This is a genomic window from Anabaena lutea FACHB-196, from assembly GCF_014698305.1.
In the GTDB taxonomy this organism is placed as follows: domain Bacteria; phylum Cyanobacteriota; class Cyanobacteriia; order Cyanobacteriales; family Nostocaceae; genus Anabaena; species Anabaena lutea.
In genome coordinates, this window is sequence record NZ_JACJST010000020.1 from 92,962 (window position 1) to 111,791 (window position 18,830).

Annotated in this window: 15 protein-coding genes and 1 pseudogene; 8 read left to right on the top strand and 8 right to left on the bottom strand. The window is 38.9% G+C overall.

The features are described from left to right. Positions 1 to 191: 191 nt before the first annotated feature. From H6G59_RS19735 to H6G59_RS19750, 4 genes are all read right to left on the bottom strand, one after another. Positions 192 to 533: a cupin domain-containing protein gene (locus H6G59_RS19735; protein WP_190717447.1), complete on the bottom strand. Its 342-nt coding sequence runs from the start codon at positions 531 to 533 to the stop codon at positions 192 to 194. Between the two features lie 67 nt (positions 534 to 600). Next, entirely contained in the window at positions 601 to 993 is a 393-nt protein-coding gene (locus H6G59_RS19740; RefSeq protein ID WP_190717449.1) for a hypothetical protein, read from the bottom strand. Positions 994 to 1,098: 105 nt separating this feature from the next. Beyond that, the gene (locus tag H6G59_RS19745) at positions 1,099 to 2,205 is read right to left on the bottom strand and encodes a DJ-1/PfpI/YhbO family deglycase/protease (protein ID WP_190717451.1); all 1,107 of its coding nucleotides are present in this window, start codon (positions 2,203 to 2,205) and stop codon (positions 1,099 to 1,101) included. 76 nt (positions 2,206 to 2,281) lie between these two features. Continuing rightward, a complete protein-coding gene (locus H6G59_RS19750) occupies positions 2,282 to 2,659 on the bottom strand; it encodes a DUF2267 domain-containing protein (RefSeq protein WP_190717453.1) in 378 nt (125 codons plus the stop codon). Between the two features lie 853 nt (positions 2,660 to 3,512). Here H6G59_RS19750 and H6G59_RS19755 point away from each other — a divergent pair. Next, a complete protein-coding gene (locus tag H6G59_RS19755) occupies positions 3,513 to 3,734 on the top strand; it encodes a hypothetical protein (protein WP_190717455.1) in 222 nt (73 codons plus the stop codon). A 305-nt stretch (positions 3,735 to 4,039) separates the two neighbouring features. Here H6G59_RS19755 and shc read toward each other — a convergent pair whose 3' ends face one another. After that, positions 4,040 to 5,950, bottom strand: coding sequence for a squalene--hopene cyclase (gene shc / locus H6G59_RS19760; RefSeq protein ID WP_190717457.1), 1,911 nt, complete (start codon positions 5,948 to 5,950; stop codon positions 4,040 to 4,042). A 220-nt stretch (positions 5,951 to 6,170) separates the two neighbouring features. Between shc and H6G59_RS19765 the strand changes: the two genes are divergently transcribed. Continuing rightward, positions 6,171 to 7,355, top strand: a complete 1,185-nt coding sequence (locus H6G59_RS19765; RefSeq protein ID WP_190717459.1) for a glycosyltransferase — start codon at positions 6,171 to 6,173, stop codon at positions 7,353 to 7,355. A gap of 113 nt (positions 7,356 to 7,468) precedes the next feature. Here H6G59_RS19765 and H6G59_RS19770 read toward each other — a convergent pair whose 3' ends face one another. After that, complete coding sequence (locus H6G59_RS19770) at positions 7,469 to 8,140, bottom strand: 5'-methylthioadenosine/S-adenosylhomocysteine nucleosidase family protein (RefSeq protein WP_190717461.1); 672 nt, start codon at positions 8,138 to 8,140, stop codon at positions 7,469 to 7,471. A 67-nt stretch (positions 8,141 to 8,207) separates the two neighbouring features. Next, positions 8,208 to 8,438 carry a hypothetical protein gene (locus tag H6G59_RS19775; protein ID WP_190717463.1) on the bottom strand — a complete coding sequence of 77 codons (231 nt, stop codon included), beginning with the start codon at positions 8,436 to 8,438 and terminating at the stop codon, positions 8,208 to 8,210. On the opposite strand from H6G59_RS19775, the pseudogene H6G59_RS27425 reads away from it, so the two are divergent. The 5 genes and pseudogenes from H6G59_RS27425 to H6G59_RS19795 all read left to right on the top strand — a co-directional run. Next, positions 8,380 to 8,668: pseudogene (locus H6G59_RS27425) on the top strand (efflux RND transporter permease subunit); the annotation flags it as partial. The gene H6G59_RS19775 and the pseudogene H6G59_RS27425 sit on opposite strands and share 59 nt — an antisense overlap. 94 nt (positions 8,669 to 8,762) lie before the next feature. Then, positions 8,763 to 11,543, top strand: coding sequence for an efflux RND transporter permease subunit (locus tag H6G59_RS19780; RefSeq protein WP_190717466.1), 2,781 nt, complete (start codon positions 8,763 to 8,765; stop codon positions 11,541 to 11,543). Positions 11,544 to 12,020: 477 nt separating this feature from the next. After that, positions 12,021 to 12,548, top strand: a complete 528-nt coding sequence (locus tag H6G59_RS19785) for a type IIL restriction-modification enzyme MmeI (RefSeq protein ID WP_190717468.1) — start codon at positions 12,021 to 12,023, stop codon at positions 12,546 to 12,548. A 135-nt stretch (positions 12,549 to 12,683) separates the two neighbouring features. Then, complete coding sequence (locus H6G59_RS19790; RefSeq protein WP_190717470.1) at positions 12,684 to 13,265, top strand: tyrosine-type recombinase/integrase; 582 nt, start codon at positions 12,684 to 12,686, stop codon at positions 13,263 to 13,265. A gap of 59 nt (positions 13,266 to 13,324) precedes the next feature. Further along, a complete protein-coding gene (locus H6G59_RS19795) occupies positions 13,325 to 16,282 on the top strand; it encodes a Tn3 family transposase (RefSeq protein ID WP_190717472.1) in 2,958 nt (985 codons plus the stop codon). A gap of 85 nt (positions 16,283 to 16,367) precedes the next feature. On the opposite strand, the gene H6G59_RS19800 is transcribed toward H6G59_RS19795, so the two are convergent. Beyond that, positions 16,368 to 17,711, bottom strand: coding sequence for a cytochrome P450 (locus H6G59_RS19800; protein WP_190717474.1), 1,344 nt, complete (start codon positions 17,709 to 17,711; stop codon positions 16,368 to 16,370). Between the two features lie 114 nt (positions 17,712 to 17,825). Between H6G59_RS19800 and hpnA the strand changes: the two genes are divergently transcribed. Continuing rightward, complete coding sequence (hpnA, locus tag H6G59_RS19805) at positions 17,826 to 18,812, top strand: hopanoid-associated sugar epimerase (protein ID WP_242038924.1); 987 nt, start codon at positions 17,826 to 17,828, stop codon at positions 18,810 to 18,812. Positions 18,813 to 18,830 lie beyond the last annotated feature (18 nt).

The window sequence follows — 18,830 nt, forward strand, 5'->3', positions numbered from 1 at the left end:
TACGAATTACGAATTACGAATTACGAATTACGAATTACGAATTACGAATTACGTTGGCGGTAGCCTGCCGTAGGCACTATTACGAATTATTTTAAACCTTTCTTGTCCCACAAAGCTATAAATCTATAAAAAACCCCCTTACTTATTAGGTAAAGAGGCTAGTAATTAGATATTTAAACTATTTAAACAGTTTAATGTTCATCTCTTGCATGAATGTGAGCCGGCGGACTAGTCGCCTCAATTGCTGTAAATGGTTCCAGAATGTTATAAGAATGCATCGCACCTTTTGGTACTACCCAGGAACTTCCCCTTTCCAACAAAATTTTTTGCCCCTCAATCTCCAATTCCGCCCGACCATTAATGACAAAACCAACAGTTTCATATTCTCTTTGAGTTGGCTGCTTATCATTTTCTGGTTGTTCGTCTTCCCACAAACGCATGGAAACATTTTTACCAGATGCAAGATACTTCTGTCCGAGTTGACCTTTTGGAGAGTAGGCAGAATCTACTTTTTTAACACTGGTATCACTCATATTTTTACTGCCACAATTATCAAATGTGAATTCAGAAATATGCAAATAAGTTGTTAGCTACTTATTGTTATTTTGATTTTTCGGGAATAGTTTCTTGATAAAAACCGCGTCGAGTACCCGTAATTGGCTCTACAGTTTTTTTAACATTTGTTTGCACATCCTCTAAAAACTCTTTTGTTGCGTCAGGAACTGGTTCATCAAGATTTAGTTTTTCTTTGATGTTTTCAGCCGTCTCTTTCAGTTTTTTCGGAGCGGTTTCTACTTGCTTGTCATTTCTAATTTTTCCCGTGTCGGGAGTACCTTTGTAATAGATACCTTCTGGAGTTTTCACAGTATCTGCTTGCGCCAGAGAATTACTATAATTCAAAGCAGGGAAACCGAAAAAAGTAAAAGCCATCAGAGAAATTATCACAATCGAACGGAAAACTATTTTTTGTAGAAAATTCAAAACCTGATGCATAAAAAACCTCAAATCTATGATATTTTGACTCAACGTTTAACTTGACCGCAGATCGATCAAAATACAAAATATTGGATGTTTCTATTACTATCCAAAATTTCAAATCTAACCTAGAGTAACAGCCGCCCCAGAAGTTGGTGTAGGAGGCTTAATACCAGCAGCAATCCGCGCCCGATAAAGTTCTATTAATCGCTGTTCATCTTTACCTAAATCATTGTGAATTTCTTTAAAAATTGCTGTGGCTACGGGGTCAGTATACATTGCCGACAAATTGCTAAGATCACCAATACCTGTTTGGATGTCACCCAATGCACAACGTATTTGATAGATATCATCACTACCAGTTAACGCTGTTTTAAATTGGGCATATTGATTAGCAATATTAGCAGCCAAAGATGGTTTTTCGTGCAATCTATTTAGATAAGTTTCCAGCTTTTTAATGTGGTGCTGTTTTTTCAAAATCATTTCCTGAAACAGAGCGCTTACTTCCTGATCAGATTCTTTTTCTAAATAATGTTCTAAAGCTTCCATCGAATAACGTTCACCAGCTAAAGCCGTATTCAAACCTTTCAGAATTTCATTCTTTGTTGAACCACCCCAAGCATCAGCTAATTTCCACCATTCAGCACTTGTGTCTTTTTCATTAGGTAATCCAGCATCTTTCCCACCATAACTCAAACGATTTAATAGTGCTGTTGTAAAAATTGCCAAGTCACCAGGTTCACGAGATGTAATTAAATTACCGTCTACAACTACTGGCTCATCTATATAATTTGCTCCAGCATTGCTGATGTCTTTACGAATAGCAGTAAATCCTGTTACTTGTTTACCTTTGAGTAAATCACCTTCAATTAAAACTTGTGGTCCATGACATACAGCAGCTATCAATTTACCTTGCTTCATTGCCTCTCTAACAAAGCAAACTGTATTACAATTAAGCCGCATTTTATCAGGAGCCATACCACCAGGAATTACTACCGCCGCGAATTCATCAACTATAGCTTCTGTTGTGGTTGCATCAGCTTGTTTGCTCAGTTTTCCGCGTTTACCTTTATATTTTTCATTCATCCGAGAACCAAGGACTACTACCTCAATTCCTGCTTGTTTTAATCCATTATAAGGAACTATAAATTCTAGATCTTCTACTCCTTGTTCAATGAGAATAGCGACTTTCTTATTACCAGAATTACTCGAATTATTATTGTGTGTCATGGATTTACTCCTGGTTATTTGTAAAGATGAGTTGAAAAATTGTTAGTGAATACCAAAAAGATAGTGCTATCTATACTTAAATAGCAAATAATTCTTCGTAATCATGTGAGAAAAAACTATGAAATTTCAGGAACTTTTCTGGTGTAATAGCATTTTGTAGCACTGCAAAAACCGCACGTACATGAATAGCACTGGTAGTGGGGTCTATATTTTCTTTTTGACTTGCACGCTCAATAAATTCTTGCAAATGAAATGATTGATTCGCTTCTATCTCTCTCTCTCGTAAATATTGACCTAATACTTCTGGTAGTTGTGCAGCTAATTCTTGTACTTCATCATTAGGAATAAGTTCCTTAATGGTTGCTAATGTAGCATGAGTAGCGCGTTCAGCCTCTTCACGAGAATTAGATTGGGTTAGACTTTGTACATGAGTAATAAACTCTGTGTATTCCATTTTTTACCTCCGTTGATAAAAACTAATCATGTAAATGACGTAAGTTGCTCGTTAGGGAAAAGGTGACTTTTGACTGAGAAACAAAGGATTTAAATAATCTTCTTACCCACTTAGCAATTACTAACTGAATTAAAAACCAAATTAACTAAGAGATAAACACAGAGTAAACACTATGCTTTTTACTCTGTGGTTGCGGTTGTGATGATTGGGGCATTTGCACCCTTAAATCCTTACGCCCTTTGCTTCTTATTAATTAGTTTACGTTTATTTATATTTAGCTTCATCTGTCTTGCGACTGGTTTAAATATGCTAGTTTGTAAATTACAAATCTATCTTTTTATAGGGTTTTTATAATCTACTACTTACTTATAGAAATAAAAATAGAGACCTTGAAAAGCCTTAATTCTTTGGAAGAGAAAGTTTTACAATGTGAGTTTAATTACAAATTATGAGGTTCTCACTGCTGCTGGGGGTTTAAATCTCCATTACAACCATTAATTACGAATAATTTGAAGTAGTATGGCGTAATTAAACTTTAGATAGATCTAAAATCCAACCAATTCCCTACTAGGAGAGAGGTTTTATATTTAAGACTCTACCGTACTGGTTATTTAATTGGTATGACTTTAAAAATACTCTCCTCTGCTATATCTGAGCTTACCAAGACTGAAACTATATCTCGCTCGATGAAAATCCCTGTCTAAATAATAGCTAAGTTTTGAGAGTATGTATGATTATATAAAACTGTGTTGCTTCTAGTTGCATATCGTATTGACTTACTGTTATTAGTTTTTCTACTATTTAAATTAAACGCGGCTTTAGCAGTTCTAATAAAAGTAAGGATACTTCTACAATGTCTAATCTATTATTCACCAATGTACCTGTTGAACAACAAGAAATTATAGTGGGTGGTACTGATTCTGGTAGCTGTATAAACTCTGCTACTGGCAACCCCAATACAATTCCTGATGTTTTGAGCAGCAGCTTATCAAACTTTTTTGACGTGAACAATTTTTTAGGTAGTATGAATGGATTATTAACTAGTTTTATCCCCAATTCAGTTCCGTTGGGTTGACGCAAAGAAACCCAACATTATTAAACCTGATCATCAAAACTTTTGTTGGGTTGCGCTGTCGCTTAACCCAACCTACAGTTCTTATCTTATATTGATATGGCATCAAGTAATTATAGGTTGATTGTAGAATTAATTATCTGATAGCGTAGCTTGGCGTAGCCATATCAGGATTAACAGGATTTTGTATTTATCAAAAGCAGTTTTATGAATCAATGAGAAGAAGGGAAATGTAAAGACGTTTGATTGATGAAACATCTCTACAGTTTTCCTTCTTTCTGTCACCTGTTAACTCTATTTCTTAAAAGTTAACCCATAATTGCTTGATATCGCCCCAATGCAATTAAAGGAAAATACTGTTGATAGAGGTGATACTTCAAATAAAAATGACAAGGAAAACCCGTTCCTGTAAAGTATGATTCATCCCAAGTACCATCAGATTTTTGAGTTGTTAATAGGTAGTTAATTCCTTTTTCAAGGCTATCAGTAGCTAATTTACCCGTTGCTTCACCTGCTGCTATTAAACCAATTAACGCCCAAGCTGTTTGGGAAGCTGTGCTGTCTCCTTTTCCTTTGAGTTGGGAATCGTTGTAACTAAAACAAGTTTCCCCCCAACCACCATCATTATTTTGAACTTTGACTAACCAAGCTGCACCTTTTTCTATATTGACTTCATATTTTTGAGGATTTATCAAAGCTAAAGCTGATAAAACGCCACTGGTTCCATAAATGTAATTTACTCCCCAACGTCCAAACCAACAACCTTCGGGTTCTTGTTCATCTAATAGATAAGTTAGGGACTTTTCTAAGTTATCTGGTTTAATTGATAAATTACAAGCGCCCAACATTTCTAATACTCTAGCAGTGACATCTGCTGTATTGGGATCAATCATGGCTTTCAAATCACCATAAGGTACAGAATTGAGCCAGTCTTGATTATTATCTACATCAAAAGCCGCCCACCCTCCTGGTTGACATTGCATTGATGCTATCCAATTTAAAGCCCGATTAATAGCTTGTTTTTTTAGTTCTTCATTTGGTAATTTTGCCTGATGTAAAGCCATGACTACCACAGCCGAATCATCAACATCGGGATAGAAGCGATTGTCAAATTCAAACGCCCACGCGCCAGGTTTTCCTTGGTGATTTTTGACAGACCAATCACCATAATCTAAAATTTGTTTTTCTATTAACCATTCTCCAGCTTTCACCACCGCAGAATTATCTGGTGAAACTCCAGAATCAATTAAGGCGCGAATCGCCCAAGCTGTATCCCATACAGGTGAAACACAAGGCTGAACGCAGTAATTATTTTCTGTTTCAATGGCAAAATTATCAACTGCTTTTAAACCTCGATATACAATCGGGTCGTTAGCATCGTAGTCTAAACATTTTAAAGCTAACAGAGAATTCAACATAGCGGGAATAATTCCTCCCCAATCTCCTGTAGCTTCTTGACGTTCTAAAATCCATTTTTCTGCGGCTTTAATTCCTTCATTTCTAAAAGGTACAAAGTTTAAAATTTCTGCTAATTTAAAACCATCATCCAAGATGTTGAATATATCCGACCAATCACCATTTTTTGGTAATTCCCATTTGACATTATTCACTCCTTCTGTATATAATTCATCTAAATTGATCGGGTTGTCAATTTTAAAGATAGGTTTACGATCAAAGACAATTAATAATGGTACGGTACTAGAACGCGCCCAACTTGAAAGTTCATAAATATTAAATGGGAAATTATTGGGTAACAGCATTACCCAAGATGGTAAAGAAGGAAGTCCGCGCCAATTGTAACAGCCAATTAATGCCAAATGTAACTTGGTAAAAATGCGAGTTTTGCTGATTCCACCTTTTTCTAGAATCAGTGATTTCGCTTTCACCATTGCGGGATCATTTGCGGGTACACCTAACAACCTCAACGCCATATAAGCTTCTACGGTTGTACTCAGTTCTCCACCATCACCATAAAATAGTTCCCAACCGCCATGTTCTCGTTGTTGCGATCGCAGATATGATTCAACTTTGTGTAACGGTCTAGTTTTGTCTGTTCCCCAAATCTTATGCAGCAGAACAGTTTCAGAGGTAATGGTAACATTAGATTCTAACTCCGCCCACCAGTAACCATCTGGATTTTGAATTGAAAGCAGATGTTTTTGACTCGCTGCTATCGCTTCAGTAACTTGCTTGACTTTCACCCTGTCTTGTGTATACATCAAATACTCGCCTCAGCACCAATACTTAATAATATCGTATCCGGTTGGGCTGACACGGAGATGGGGAGATGGGGAGATGGGGAGATGGGGAGATGGGGAGATGGGGAGATGGGGAGATGGGGAGATGGGGAGATGGGGAGATGGGGAGATGGGGAAAATTAAGAATTCCCTGTTCCCTATTCCTGTAGTATTCTGTCTGAGTCACTGAGAATAATAGGTCATGGCGGCAATTGTATTGGGGTTGATGCTTTTATCCTTGGCAATTTGGTTATTTTTACTGTTGTTTTGGGGGCAGTTTTGGCGGGTAGATCAGCAATTGGAAACGAGTAAAGATATTTCTACACAACAATCCTTACCGACGGTGTGTGTGGTAATTCCAGCGCGGAATGAAGCTGATGTCATCCCGATTAGTTTGCGATCGCTCCTCCTCCAAGACTATGCTGGTAATTTCCAGATATTTTTGGTAGATGATCACAGTACAGATGGTACAGCCAACTTTGCCCAAGGAGTAGCCTATGCCGTCAACAAATCCCAGCAATTGCATATTGTCTCTAGTCAAGATTTACCTCCTGGTTGGACTGGTAAACTCTGGGCTATGGAACAAGGTGTACAAGCAGCTATAAAGACGTTTCAGGAAACATCCCTACAATTACCCGATTATTTTTTACTTACTGATGCAGATATAGAACATGATCCCAGCAACCTGCGGCGATTAATTACCAAAGCCGAAGAAGACAACTTAGACTTAGTATCTGTCATGGTGCGACTGCGTTGTCAAAGCTTTTGGGAACAATTGTTAATTCCTGCTTTTGTCTTTTTCTTCCAAAAACTCTACCCATTTCGCTGGGTAAATAACTCCAAAAAAGCGATCGCAGCAGCTGCTGGAGGATGTATATTAATTCGTCCAGAAGCTTTAAACAGAATTGGAGGTTTGCAAATAATTCGCCAAGCCTTAATTGATGATTGTTCTTTAGCAAAAGCCGTTAAATCTAGTCAAGGACGCATTTGGCTAGGATTGAGTGCTGTAACTCACAGCTTACGCCCTTATGATTCCCTGAAAACGATTTGGGATATGGTAGCCCGTAGTGCCTATACTCAACTCAATTATTCTCCCTTTCTGCTCATTGGCAGTGTGTTGGGAATGATTTTAGTCTATTTATTGCCACCTCTAGGAATTATCTGTGGTTTAGTATTAGGCAATTGGGCTATTACCCTCACCGCCTTAACAGTATATTTATTGATGACTTTTGCTTATTTCCCAATTATCCGCTTTTATAAATGTATCCCGTGGTTCGCCTTTAGCTTACCAATAATTGCCCTTTTCTATACCTTAATGACCGTAGATTCCGCTATCCGTCACTGGCAAGGGCGAGGTGGTGCTTGGAAAGGCAGAGTTTATCCGTAATTCGTAATTCGTAATTCGTAAACAGGTAACAGGTAACAGGTAACAGGGAATTCTTAATTTTCCTCATCTCCCCGCGTCCCCCCATCTCCCCATCTCCGCATCTCCCCATCGCGTCACCCCCTTAGGGCTGAATCAGCAAACAGTAATTGAGTGATTTGCGTTAAAACTTTGAGTCCTTTCAAAGATCCACGAATGAGTCGAGTAGCGGCTATAGGTTGACGCAGTAGCTGCCAAGCTAGAGGTAAAACTTGCAATGAACCGTTAGGACTAATAGCTGATGTCAGATTAGGTATATCGTGATTAGCATCATCACTAACTACACGCAGTATGGCCACAGATACCCCAATTTGCTGGAAAAATTCCAAGGCTGTAAATCCTTCCATATCTACGACATCAGCTTCTGATATTTTACCCAAATCACGCTTTTCTGCCGCTGACCAAATCACGCGATCGCTTGTTAAGCCTTTGACAAAAGACACATGATCCCCAATTTGGTTATGTATATCTGCGGTGAAGGAGCGATCGCACTCTTGCAGATTTTCTTGAAAAAGGCATTTTTGATATAAAACAATATCTCCAACGGTGTAACGCTGATTTAAACTGCCACACAAACCCATCATCAGCACTCGATTTTCTCGATCATGGGGAATTTTTTCTAAATATTGTCGCAGTGGCTGCATACCCACGGGAATTGCTAAGACTTGTGGTTGGGAACTGGTGACGCGACTTAAACCACGACATACAGCTTTGTATTCTGCACCCTGTGGGACTAAAATTGTGTGCATAAGCACTACATTAAAAAGTTTTAAACTTTGGGCAATTAATTATAGTAGCATAACCGTAGCTGGTGTTCTAATTCAGTTCCTTGCCTAGTGTTCCTGATCCCCAACTATTGGCGCAAGCAGAACCAGGACAACTAGCAGAACCAGGAAGGCTACCGGGACAAGGAGGAACGAACATAAAAGACCAAAGTAATTCCTCTTCTGCTGTGGCTTGAGCCGCTTTAGCTGCTTCATCATCTTCAATTCCTATTCCCAATCCGTTAAATGATTCGCGGGATGTCGCTAAGAAACTGGAAGCCATCGTGAGAAAGTGTCTACAGTAGAAACTGCATTTACTGCTGCGGCTTCTCGTGAAGGTGAGCCGAATCAGATACGTTGTATATCAAGCTGAAAAAAGAACGAATAATTATAACGTCGGCACTGCAAGACCAACTTCGCTCTAATTTGCCTAATCTGCCTGGTGTTACTACAAGTGTAGAAGATATTCAATTTATAGATATGGGGGGTCAGAAACCTTCATCCACAACCCTAGGATGTAGCCATTGGGAAAACTGACCAAAATGTGGGTCATTAATGTAGCATGACTAAATGATTGTGTCAGCGGCAGAATGATTGATTTTCCAAGATGGTACAGACTAATAACTCAAAATCCGCACGCGAAGTTTTTAATATCTCCAGATGGGCAATTAAATTTTCGTGGTTGACGGTTTGTTTTTGGATAGCGGTGACAGTAGCGGGTATTCTCGCTTTCGGTTCTCTAAAGTACGCTTTGTTTCCAGATATTACTTTTCCGGTGGTTGTGGTAAATGCTCAAGCACCTCTAACTTCGGCTTTAGAGACAGAAACCAAGTTAACAAAACCACTGGAAGAAAGCCTCAAGTCTCTGGAAGGAATTGAAAATATTCGTTCCTCAACTTATCCGGGACAAAGTGCTGTAAGCCTGTTGTTTGCAGTGGGTACAAATTTAGAAACTTCTACTCAAGAAACGAAAAGCGCCCTGAAGGAGTTAAAACTACCGGCAGGAGCTAATTATAAGATTATTCCTTTAAACCTGAATGAGTCATCAGTGATTAGCTATGCCATTGAGAGTCAGTCAGGAAATTTAGGTGATTTGCAAAAATTAGCCAATGAGAAAATTTTACCTGCGATCGCTAAATTGCCAGGAGTTCTCAAAGTCTCACTTTTAGGCGCTCCTCCAAAATCGCCTCCTCTCAATCCTACCAATGCCACGGCGGCTTTAACAGGAGGAGCAAATTTAGTCAGATTTAATGGTCAAGATGTACTAGCATTTCAAGTCATCAAGCGTGGTGATGCTAACACCTTAGAAGTAGTCAGTCGAGTTGAACAGGAAGTACAAAACCTGCGTTCTACCCTAAAAGATGTCAAACTCACCCTAGCGGCTACCCAAGCAGAATATATCCGCCAAGCTACCAAATCAACCATAGATGCGTTGATAGAAGCCATCATCTTGGCAGTTGTGGTAATTTTTCCATTTTTATGGAATTGGCGAGCCACTTTGATTTCTGCTTTGGCAATTCCCACATCTTTGTTGGCGACGTTTATTGTCATGGCCTTTTTCGGCTTCAACCTCGAAACAATTACGTTGTTAGCTTTGGCTTTAGTGATTGGTAGTGTCATTGATGATGCCATTATTGATGTAGAAAACATCTTGCGGCACATCGAAGAAGGACAAAGTCCCCGCGAAGCTGCACACTTAGCTACCGATGAAATTGGTTTAACAGTCGTCGCCACAACTGCCACAGCCGTAGCCGTATTCTTACCTATTGGTTTGATGGGTGGAGTAGTTGGACAGTTTTTTGAGCCATTCGGAATCACGGTTTCCGCTTCTTATATTGCTTCTACATTGGTGGCTCGGACTTTATCACCGGTGTTATCTATTTACTGGCTCAAACCAGCTAAGAAAACTTCCCAACGCAGAGAAAATAAAATTGGGGTCTATTTTACCGAAGCTTATCGAAATTTACTTTCTTGGTCTTTGAACCACCGCAAAATAGTTATTGCCTTAGCCATACTCAGTTTTATTGCTGGAATTGCCCTAATTCCCTTTATTCCCAAGGGTTTTATTCCCAAATTAGATCGGGGTGAATTTAATATTACTTACACTGCACCTTTGCCGAAAATACCCGATTTAGCTGCATTACAGCAGTTAAGAAGCAGGGTAGCAGGGAGCAGAGAGCAATGCGGTCTTGGGCTTTGCCCAAGTGGAGCAATTGCGGAGGAGCAGGGGGGAAATAACTTCCCAGTCCCCAGTCCCCAATCTCCAGTTCCCAATTCCCAATCCTCAATTCCTATTCCCAATCCTCTTAATGACTCGTTAGAGGTGGCGAAAAAATTAGAAGCAGAGGTGAGAAAATTCCCAGATGTGGAAACTGTTTTTACTACTGTCGGTTCTCGTGGGGGTGAACCAAATAAGGGAACTCTCTATGTCAAATTGAAAAAAGACCGCACGATTAAAACAGCAGAATTACAAGACCAATTACGCCAAACTTTGCCTCAACTCCCTGGTGTAACTACCAGTGTGGAAGATATTCAATTTGTGGATACTGGTGGAGAAAAACCTTTACAGGTAGCACTTCGCGGTAATGATCTCAAAGCTTTAAATCAGGCTGCTACGACTATTAAAGACCGCATTACCAAAATCCCAGGATTTGCAGATGTCACAGTTACAGGGGACACAAATAACGCCGATCAGGTTTTTCAAATTGAACGACTGAACCAGGAACGGGTTGCATATATCAGTGCTAATTTGGGTCAGGGTTTAACTTTGGGTGATGCTACAGATAAAATTGTTGCGGAAGCGAAAGAGGTTTTACCTGCTGATATCACTTTAGGTTTAGGTGGAGATTCTGCCCGACAAAATGAAGTTTTTGGTAGTTTTATTTCAACTTTGATTTTATCGGCTTTGTGTATCATTGTTGTGTTGATTTTACTGTTTAAAAGCTGGGTAGATCCTTTAGTAATTGGCGTTTCTTTACCTTTAGCTGTGGTGGGGGCAATGTTATCATTGCTCTTGACTAAGAGTGATTTTGGGATGATTTCGCTGATTGGTTTTGTGTTCTTGCTGGGACTGGCAAATAAAAACGCTATTGTTTTGGTAGATTACATTAATCAGCTACGTCAATCAGGTTTGGAACGTACGGAAGCTATTCTCAAAGCTGGGCCTGTCAGACTCAGACCAATTATGATGACTACTGTCTCTACTCTTTTAGGGATGTTACCTATTGCTTTGGGTTTTGGTGCAGGTTCAGAGTTGCGATCGCCTATGGCTGTAGCTATTGCCGGTGGTTTAGTAACTTCTACTATTCTCAGTTTAATTGTTGTTCCTGTTGTCTATGCAATTTTAGATGATTGGTTTCCCAGAAAGAAGGTGACTCTTAACAGGTGACAGTTTGAGATCCCCTATTTTTTAAAGAAGTCGGGGATCTCATAATTTTTTGTCAGCATCAGGATGTCCAGGATTTGAGGATTTACAGGATGTTTGTTTATAGTATGATTCTTTTTGTCTGAATCCTATTTCCGACGTTTTAAAGTTTCAATAAAATTGCAAAATTCAAAAAAAATTTCGTTTTTTGGGGTCTAACCCCGTTGACTTTTTTTTCAAGAACTGATATATTGATAATGGAAATGCGTGCCTCAATAAAAATTTTGCAAATATTCCATTATATTAATATGACTATATTAGCACGTCGGCAGCGACCTGAACCCTAAAAAACAAAAATTTTTTTCAAAAAAACTTATAAATTTTTAAGAAAAAATAATTTAAACTTATGAATTGTGTAAAACCTCAGTTTTTTGCTAAATCCTGTCAACCCTGAAATCTTGTAAATCTTGATTCTGACAATAATTAATATTCCAGCTTGCCATGAAAAGTGAAGATCGTCAACGAGTAGAGATATTTCTTAAAAAGTGGAAAGGTTCGCAGGGTAACGAGAGAGCAAATTATCAGGGTTTCTTTTTAGAACTTTGTGATGCTTTGGCTGTAGAACGTCCAGTACCCAAGGGAAGTATAACAGGCGATCGCTATTGTTTTGACAAAGACATCAAGATATTTAACAAAGATGGAGTTACTACAAACTTTGCAGACTTCTACAAAGAAGGACATTTTTTAATTGAAGCTAAACAAGGGGGAAATGCAGCTAAACGCGGTACTGCTAAACGAGGGACAAAAACCTACGATATCGCAATGGAAAAAGCTTTTTATCAAGCTCAAAGTTATACACCTTTTCTACCAAGTAAACCTCCCTTTTTAATTACCTGTGATATTGGTTCACATTTTGAAATGTGGATGAGTTTTAGTGGTAATTATGGTGGTTATGGTGCGCGGGAAAAAATTGATATTGGGGTAAAGACAAGATACGCGCAAAATTTATCACGACGTAAAGTTTTGTAAAGTAGTCATGTATTCATGTCTTTCAAACATTGCCTAGTTGGATTCAATTTAGGCAATGTATGATCGAGAGAGAAACAGATCATAAAGCTTTCAACCATTCTTACCCAACCACCCCAACTTCCCTTTTCGGCAAAGATGGTTTCTCACCCTCCTCCCCCTGTAAAAGTAGCGTCAAAGCGAGAGCGGGAATATTTGCGTCCAAAAGAAGTAGAAGCGATGATCAAAGCGGCGCATTCATTCGGAAGGCACGGAGTTCGAGATGCAGCCATTATTTTACTGATGTTTCGGCATGGGCTACGCACCGCAGAGTTAGTTTCTCTGAAATGGTCACAAATTGATTTGAACGACGGCTATATTGAGATAAGAAGAGTAAAACATGGGCATGATAGCACTCATCCCCTACGCGCTCCTGAATTGAGGGCATTACGCCAGATTAAAAGAGATTATCCCCAAACCCAGTATGTGTTCGTCTCCGAGCGCAAAGCTCCCCTGTCCACAAGAACTATCCGTCACATTATAGCCAGAACCGGAGAATTAGCCGGACTTGAGGAATCTGTTCATCCCCATCAACTGCGTCATGCTTGTGGCTATTATCTTGCTTCACAAGGCCATGACACCAGAGCAATTCAGGACTACTTAGGACATAAGAACATTCACCATACAGTTCGCTACACACAGATGTCCCCCCAAAGATTTGAATCTTTTTGGACAGATTGAATCGAGGGAGTGATAACAATACTCCTGTAAACTGAAAATAACCATCTTTGTTCTCACTCGTGGCATCAATTGAACGGACAGCTTATCCCAGATTCAAACGATACTATACCCCCAATGAACTTGATAAAATTTACACTCCCACGAGGATAGAGATAGCATTTGCCTTAAAAGTTACGGCTGGGGAAGAGAACTATTTTAACTTGCTAGTTTTACTCAAAGTATTTCAGAGATTAGGCTATTTCCCCAAAATAACGGACATCCCTCTCGCTATTATCAACCATATTCGGACGGTACTAGATATTCAAGAAGATAGAAGTTTTAGCTATCAATATCCATCAACCTTATCCCGTCACAAAAAAGCGATTCGCTCCTATCTCCAGGTAAGTCCTTTTAATCAAAAAGGCAAGGCTCTAATCACAGCAGTTATCACTGAATCAGCATTAAGGATGGATAATCCAGCCGATTTAATCAATGTAGCCATTGAAGAGGTTGTCAAAGAACGCTATGAACTCCCTGGTTTTAATACATTAGACCGTTTAGTTAATCATCTCAGAAAAGAAGTAAATCAACAGATATTCTCCCAAGTAATTAGTCAACTTAATCCTGAATATATCCAGCGATTAAAGGATTTATTAGATAATTATGCAGCAGTTGAACGCAGTCCTTATAATGACCTGAAAAAACTTCCTCAAAAATCAAGTCGAAATCATCTTAATGATTTAATTGTCCATTTAACTTGGTTAGAAACACTGGGAGAAATTGCTCCCTATCTTCGAGGACTAACTAGGGCGAAAATCAAACATTTTACCTCTGAAGCTAAAGCTCTTACTGCTTCGGAGATGAAGGATATTAGTCTGAATAAGCAATTAACCTTACTTCTTTGCCTCATCTATTCTGCTCAAGTGCAGACTCGTGATTACCTAGTAGAAATGTTCCTCAAGCAAATGAAAAAAATCCATAATTTGGCTATTGAGGAATTAGACTCTATCAGAAAAAGGCAGCAGATAACTACAGAAAAATTAGTATCTGTTCTCACCGATGTTCTAGTAGTTTTCAATGAAGATGCCCCTGATTTAAAACCATTAGAGCAATTGCAAACTATTTTCAAACAGACGGGAGGAGTTGAACAACTATTAACTGAGTGTGAAGAAATTAATGCTTATCAAGGGAATAATTATTTTCCTTTATTATGGCGGTTTTACAAAAGTCATCGTAGTACATTCTTTCGATTATTTAAGTTCTTGAAAATAGAATCTACCAGTAGTGATGATAAATTAGTTAAAGCCGTTGAAATTTTACTGTCTAATTCCCATCGCCGGGGGGAGTGGATAGGAACGGAAGTTGATTTATCTTTTATTTCACAGCAATGGCAAAAGTTAGTGATAGTTCAGTCTAAAGATGTCACTAAATTGATGCGTCGCCATTTCGAGATTTGCATCTTTTCTTATCTAGCTGCTGAACTAAAGTCAGGGGATATTTGTGTCTTTAACAGTGAGGCTTATGCTGACTATCGAGAACAATTACTTTCTTGGAATGACTGTCAACCATTGGTTGAAGCATACTGTCAACAATTAGGCTTTCCTACTCAGGCTGAAGATTTTGTCGAGAATCTAAAAAATTCATTAACCCAAACAGCATCAGAAATAGATTTAGCCTATCCCAACAATACATCTGTTGTTATTAACGAGCAAGGAGAACCTGTTTTAAAACGTCCATCAGCTAATCGTGAGAGTGCTTCTCTCAAAAACTTAGAGGCTGTAATTTCTGAAAGAATGCCAGAGCGTAATTTAATTGATATTCTTAGAGATGTGGACTATTGGACAAATTTTACTCGACATTTTGGTCCAATGAGTGGTTCTGATTCCAAATTAGAACGGTCTACAGAACGCTATTTATTAACCACTTTTACTTATGGATGCAATTTAGGAGCGACTCAAGCGGCACGTCACATGAGAGGCGTTGTTACGTCAAGAATGCTGACTTTTGTGAATCAGAGACATATTAGTTTAAAAGGACTCAATGCTGCTCTAGTTGATATTATCAATCGCTACAATGTGATGCCTTTAACTAAGTTGTGGGGAGACGGGACGACTGCTGGTGCTGATGGAACTAAATATGATCTCTACGAGCAAAATTTACTTTCGGAATATCATATTCGTTATGGTGGTTATGGTGGGATTGCTTATCATCATGTTGCTGATAGTTATATAGCTCTGTTTAGTCATTTTATTCCTTGTGGAACTTGGGAAGCTGTATATATTATTGAAGGACTTCTGAAGAATAAATCGGAAATTCAACCGTCGATTATTCATGCTGATACTCAAGGACAGTCTACTCCTGTTTTTGCTTTATCATATTTGTTAGGTATTCAACTTATGCCTCGCATTAGAAATTGGCAAGATTTAGTTTTCTATCGTCCTGATAAGGAGACAGTTTATCAACATATTGATTCTCTATTTAAAGGGGTAATTAATTGGTCACTTATCAAAACTCATTGGTCAGATTTATTGCGAGTGGTTCTTTCTATTAAATCAGGCAAAATTTCTTCAGATATGTTGTTACGAAAGTTGGGAAACTATAGTCGGAAGAATAAACTTTATCAAGCGTTTAGAGAGTTAGGCAGAGTTATTAGAACTATTTTTTTATTACAGTTCATCTCTGACCAAAAGTTACGTCAACAAATTACAGCAATGACTAATAAGGTCGAAGCTTATAATGGCTTTTCTAAGTGGTTTTGTTTTGGCGGAGAAGGGGTGATTGCTAGTAATGACCCTGAACAGCAAGAGAAGACGATTAAGTACGGTGATTTAGTAGCTAATGCTGTTATTTTCCATAATGTGGTTGATTTAACTGAGGTTTTGCTTCAGCTAAAAAAAGAAGGTTTTTTCTGGGAGCGAGAAGATTTGGCGGCTTTGAGTCCTTATTTAACCAGTCATATTAAGCGGTTTGGCGATTATCTGATTGATCTTGATACGATTCCACCAGCACTAGAAGAAAATTTAAATTTAGGCTTTTGAATAATTTTGTTACAAAACTTTACGTCGTGATAAATTTTGCGCGTATCTTGTCTTTACCCCTACATCAGCTTTTGCTAGTGTGTGTTTATCGTTTTCCAGTCATCATCATTTTGACTCCACCTTGAGGAGCTAATGCAAACCCACGTCTTTGGAGTTTAATATGTTTATTATCCACTAAGGCTAGTTGATAATTTGATAAAACTGTTGCCAAAACTAATTTTATTTCTAACAAAGCTAGAGCATATCCCAAACAACGCCGACTACCACCACCAAATGGCATATATTCTGAAGGGGAATACTGTCTTTCTAGAAAGCGTTCAGGCTTGAATTGATAAGGTTGAGGATATAAGTCTTCCTGATAATGTAAAAGGTAGATACTTGGTATTAACATTGTTTCCGGTTCAAACTCGTATCCGGCAATATTCATAGATGATTTGGTAATGCGGGGAAAAATAGCTGGTAAGACTGGATACATTCGCAGAGTTTCGTTACAAACTGCGGTTAAATAAGGAAGTTGGGCAATTGCCATTGGTTCAGGATTTTCTCCTAAACTATTGATTTCTTCCAGCAATTTTCCGAGAATATCTGAGTTTTGGTGAATTTGATAAAAAGCCCAGGCTAGTGTTGTGGCAGTTGTTTCATGTCCAGCAAATAAAAGTGTTAGTAATTCCTCTCTTAATTCTTCGTCAGTCATTGCTTGGCCATTTTCATCTCTTGCAGCCATCATTAAGCTGAGAATGTCACTTTGTTTTTCGTTGCTATGATTTCTTTTTTCTTCTATTTCTGCTTGGAGTAATTCGTGAACCTTTTTTTGTTTGCTTTTCATCTGTCCCCAAGGTGTCCACTCTCCCCAATCTTTTTGTAAGAATTTCAAAAATAGCATACTGGAACGCAAGGGAGAATCAGTCATATCTATCCATGAAGTAAGTAAGGGTTTAAGTTGTTGATAACGTTCTCCTTCACTTAATCCGAAGACAATTTGTAAAATGACTTCTAGACTAATTTTCTGCATGGTAGATCGAGCGACAAAAGGCTGTTTAATTTGCCATTGACTGGTGATTTTTTGGGTAATTAAGGAGATTTCTTGGGCGTAAGTTTGTAGCCTTTCTCCATGAAAAGGTGGCATTAATAATTTTCGTTCTCGGCGATGGCGATCGCCATCCATTAACATGATAGAATTTTTTCCCAGGAGGGGTTCTGCTAGTTTATTAGCACGGCCAATTTCAAATTTAGCATCTTGGGTGAAAATTTCTTGGATGGCTTGGGGATTACCAATCATTACAGAAGCACCAATGCCACTTAGCTGCATGATGAAAATGTCTCCATACTGTTGACGACATTTTTCCTGGAATCCAATCGGATCTGCAATCCAGTTCATAAGTTGCCACCAGGGGGGAGTGGGAATGCAATTGGGTAATTGTTGAGGCATAATGTTATATCTATCTGTTATTTCCTATTTATATTCGCAAAAAAATAAACATTCGGCAGCAAGCGCCTAAAAATTACCTGATAATTAAATCGAAAAGAAGTGTGAGGTGATTGAATGCGGGCTTTTGTGACTGGTGGTACAGGATTTGTAGGTTCTCATGTGGTGCGATCGCTTTTAGAGTCAGGATACAACGTTACAGCTTTAGTACGTTCCAGCAGTAATTTAGGCAATTTACGCGGTTTAGAGGTAGATATTGTCAAAAGTGATTTAAATGATCCGCAGATCTGGAAACAGATGCAGGGTTGTAACTACCTGTTTCATGTCGCTGCCCATTATTCCCTCTGGCAAAAAGACCGCGATTTGCTCTATCGTCATAACGTGGAAGGAACGCGCAATCTCTTAGCAGCAGCCCAAAAAGCGGGGATTGAACGCACAGTTTACACCAGTTCAGTCGCAGCTATTGGAGTCGGGAAATCTGGTCAAGTGGTTGATGAAACCCATCAGAGTCCTGTAGAGAAATTGGTGGGAGACTATAAAAAGTCCAAGTTTCTAGCTGAACAAGTTGCAATGGAGGCTGCAAAACAAGGTCAAGATATTGTAGTGGTTAATCCTAGCAGTCCCATTGGAACTATGGATATTAAACCCACACCCACAGGGGATATAATCCTGCGGTTTTTGCGACGACAAATGCCGGCTTATGTAGATACCGGTTTGAACTTTATTGACGTGAGAGACGTGGCTAGAGGACACTTGCTGGCTTTAGAAAAAGGAAAAGGGGGCGATCGCTATATTCTCGGACATCAAAATCTCAGCCTCAAACAACTGCTAGAAATACTAGCCGACATCACAGGATTAAAAGCACCGCAAATATCCGTTCCAGCTTTGTTACCTTTAACCGTGGCTTGGATAGAAGAAAAAATCCTCGCACCTTTAGGAAAAACCCCCACCGTTCCCATAGATGGTGTCCGCATGGCACAGCAACCAATGTATTATGATGCTTCCAAGGCCGTCCGCGAACGGGAGCAACGCGATTTTGTGAGGTGGGGCAAAAAAAGTGCGATCGCCAAGTTAAAAACAGGCATCGCTAAAATATTTTTCTGAAATTAATGTTAAATAAAT

Bases quoted from the DNA above. Each gene is read 5' to 3' on its own strand.
- H6G59_RS19735 (WP_190717447.1), bottom strand. From the start codon at position 533: ATGAGTGATACCAGTGTTAAAAAAGTAGATTCTGCCTACTCTCCAAAA.
- H6G59_RS19740 (WP_190717449.1), bottom strand. From the start codon at position 993: ATGCATCAGGTTTTGAATTTTCTACAAAAAATAGTTTTCCGTTCGATT.
- H6G59_RS19745 (WP_190717451.1), bottom strand. From the start codon at position 2,205: ATGACACACAATAATAATTCGAGTAATTCTGGTAATAAGAAAGTCGCT.
- H6G59_RS19750 (WP_190717453.1), bottom strand. From the start codon at position 2,659: ATGGAATACACAGAGTTTATTACTCATGTACAAAGTCTAACCCAATCT.
- H6G59_RS19755 (WP_190717455.1), top strand. From the start codon at position 3,513: ATGTCTAATCTATTATTCACCAATGTACCTGTTGAACAACAAGAAATT.
- shc (WP_190717457.1), bottom strand. From the start codon at position 5,950: ATGTATACACAAGACAGGGTGAAAGTCAAGCAAGTTACTGAAGCGATA.
- H6G59_RS19765 (WP_190717459.1), top strand. From the start codon at position 6,171: ATGGCGGCAATTGTATTGGGGTTGATGCTTTTATCCTTGGCAATTTGG.
- H6G59_RS19770 (WP_190717461.1), bottom strand. From the start codon at position 8,140: ATGCACACAATTTTAGTCCCACAGGGTGCAGAATACAAAGCTGTATGT.
- H6G59_RS19775 (WP_190717463.1), bottom strand. From the start codon at position 8,438: ATGGCTTCCAGTTTCTTAGCGACATCCCGCGAATCATTTAACGGATTG.
- H6G59_RS19780 (WP_190717466.1), top strand. From the start codon at position 8,763: ATGGTACAGACTAATAACTCAAAATCCGCACGCGAAGTTTTTAATATC.
- H6G59_RS19785 (WP_190717468.1), top strand. From the start codon at position 12,021: ATGAAAAGTGAAGATCGTCAACGAGTAGAGATATTTCTTAAAAAGTGG.
- H6G59_RS19790 (WP_190717470.1), top strand. From the start codon at position 12,684: ATGGTTTCTCACCCTCCTCCCCCTGTAAAAGTAGCGTCAAAGCGAGAG.
- H6G59_RS19800 (WP_190717474.1), bottom strand. From the start codon at position 17,711: ATGCCTCAACAATTACCCAATTGCATTCCCACTCCCCCCTGGTGGCAA.
- hpnA (WP_242038924.1), top strand. From the start codon at position 17,826: ATGCGGGCTTTTGTGACTGGTGGTACAGGATTTGTAGGTTCTCATGTG.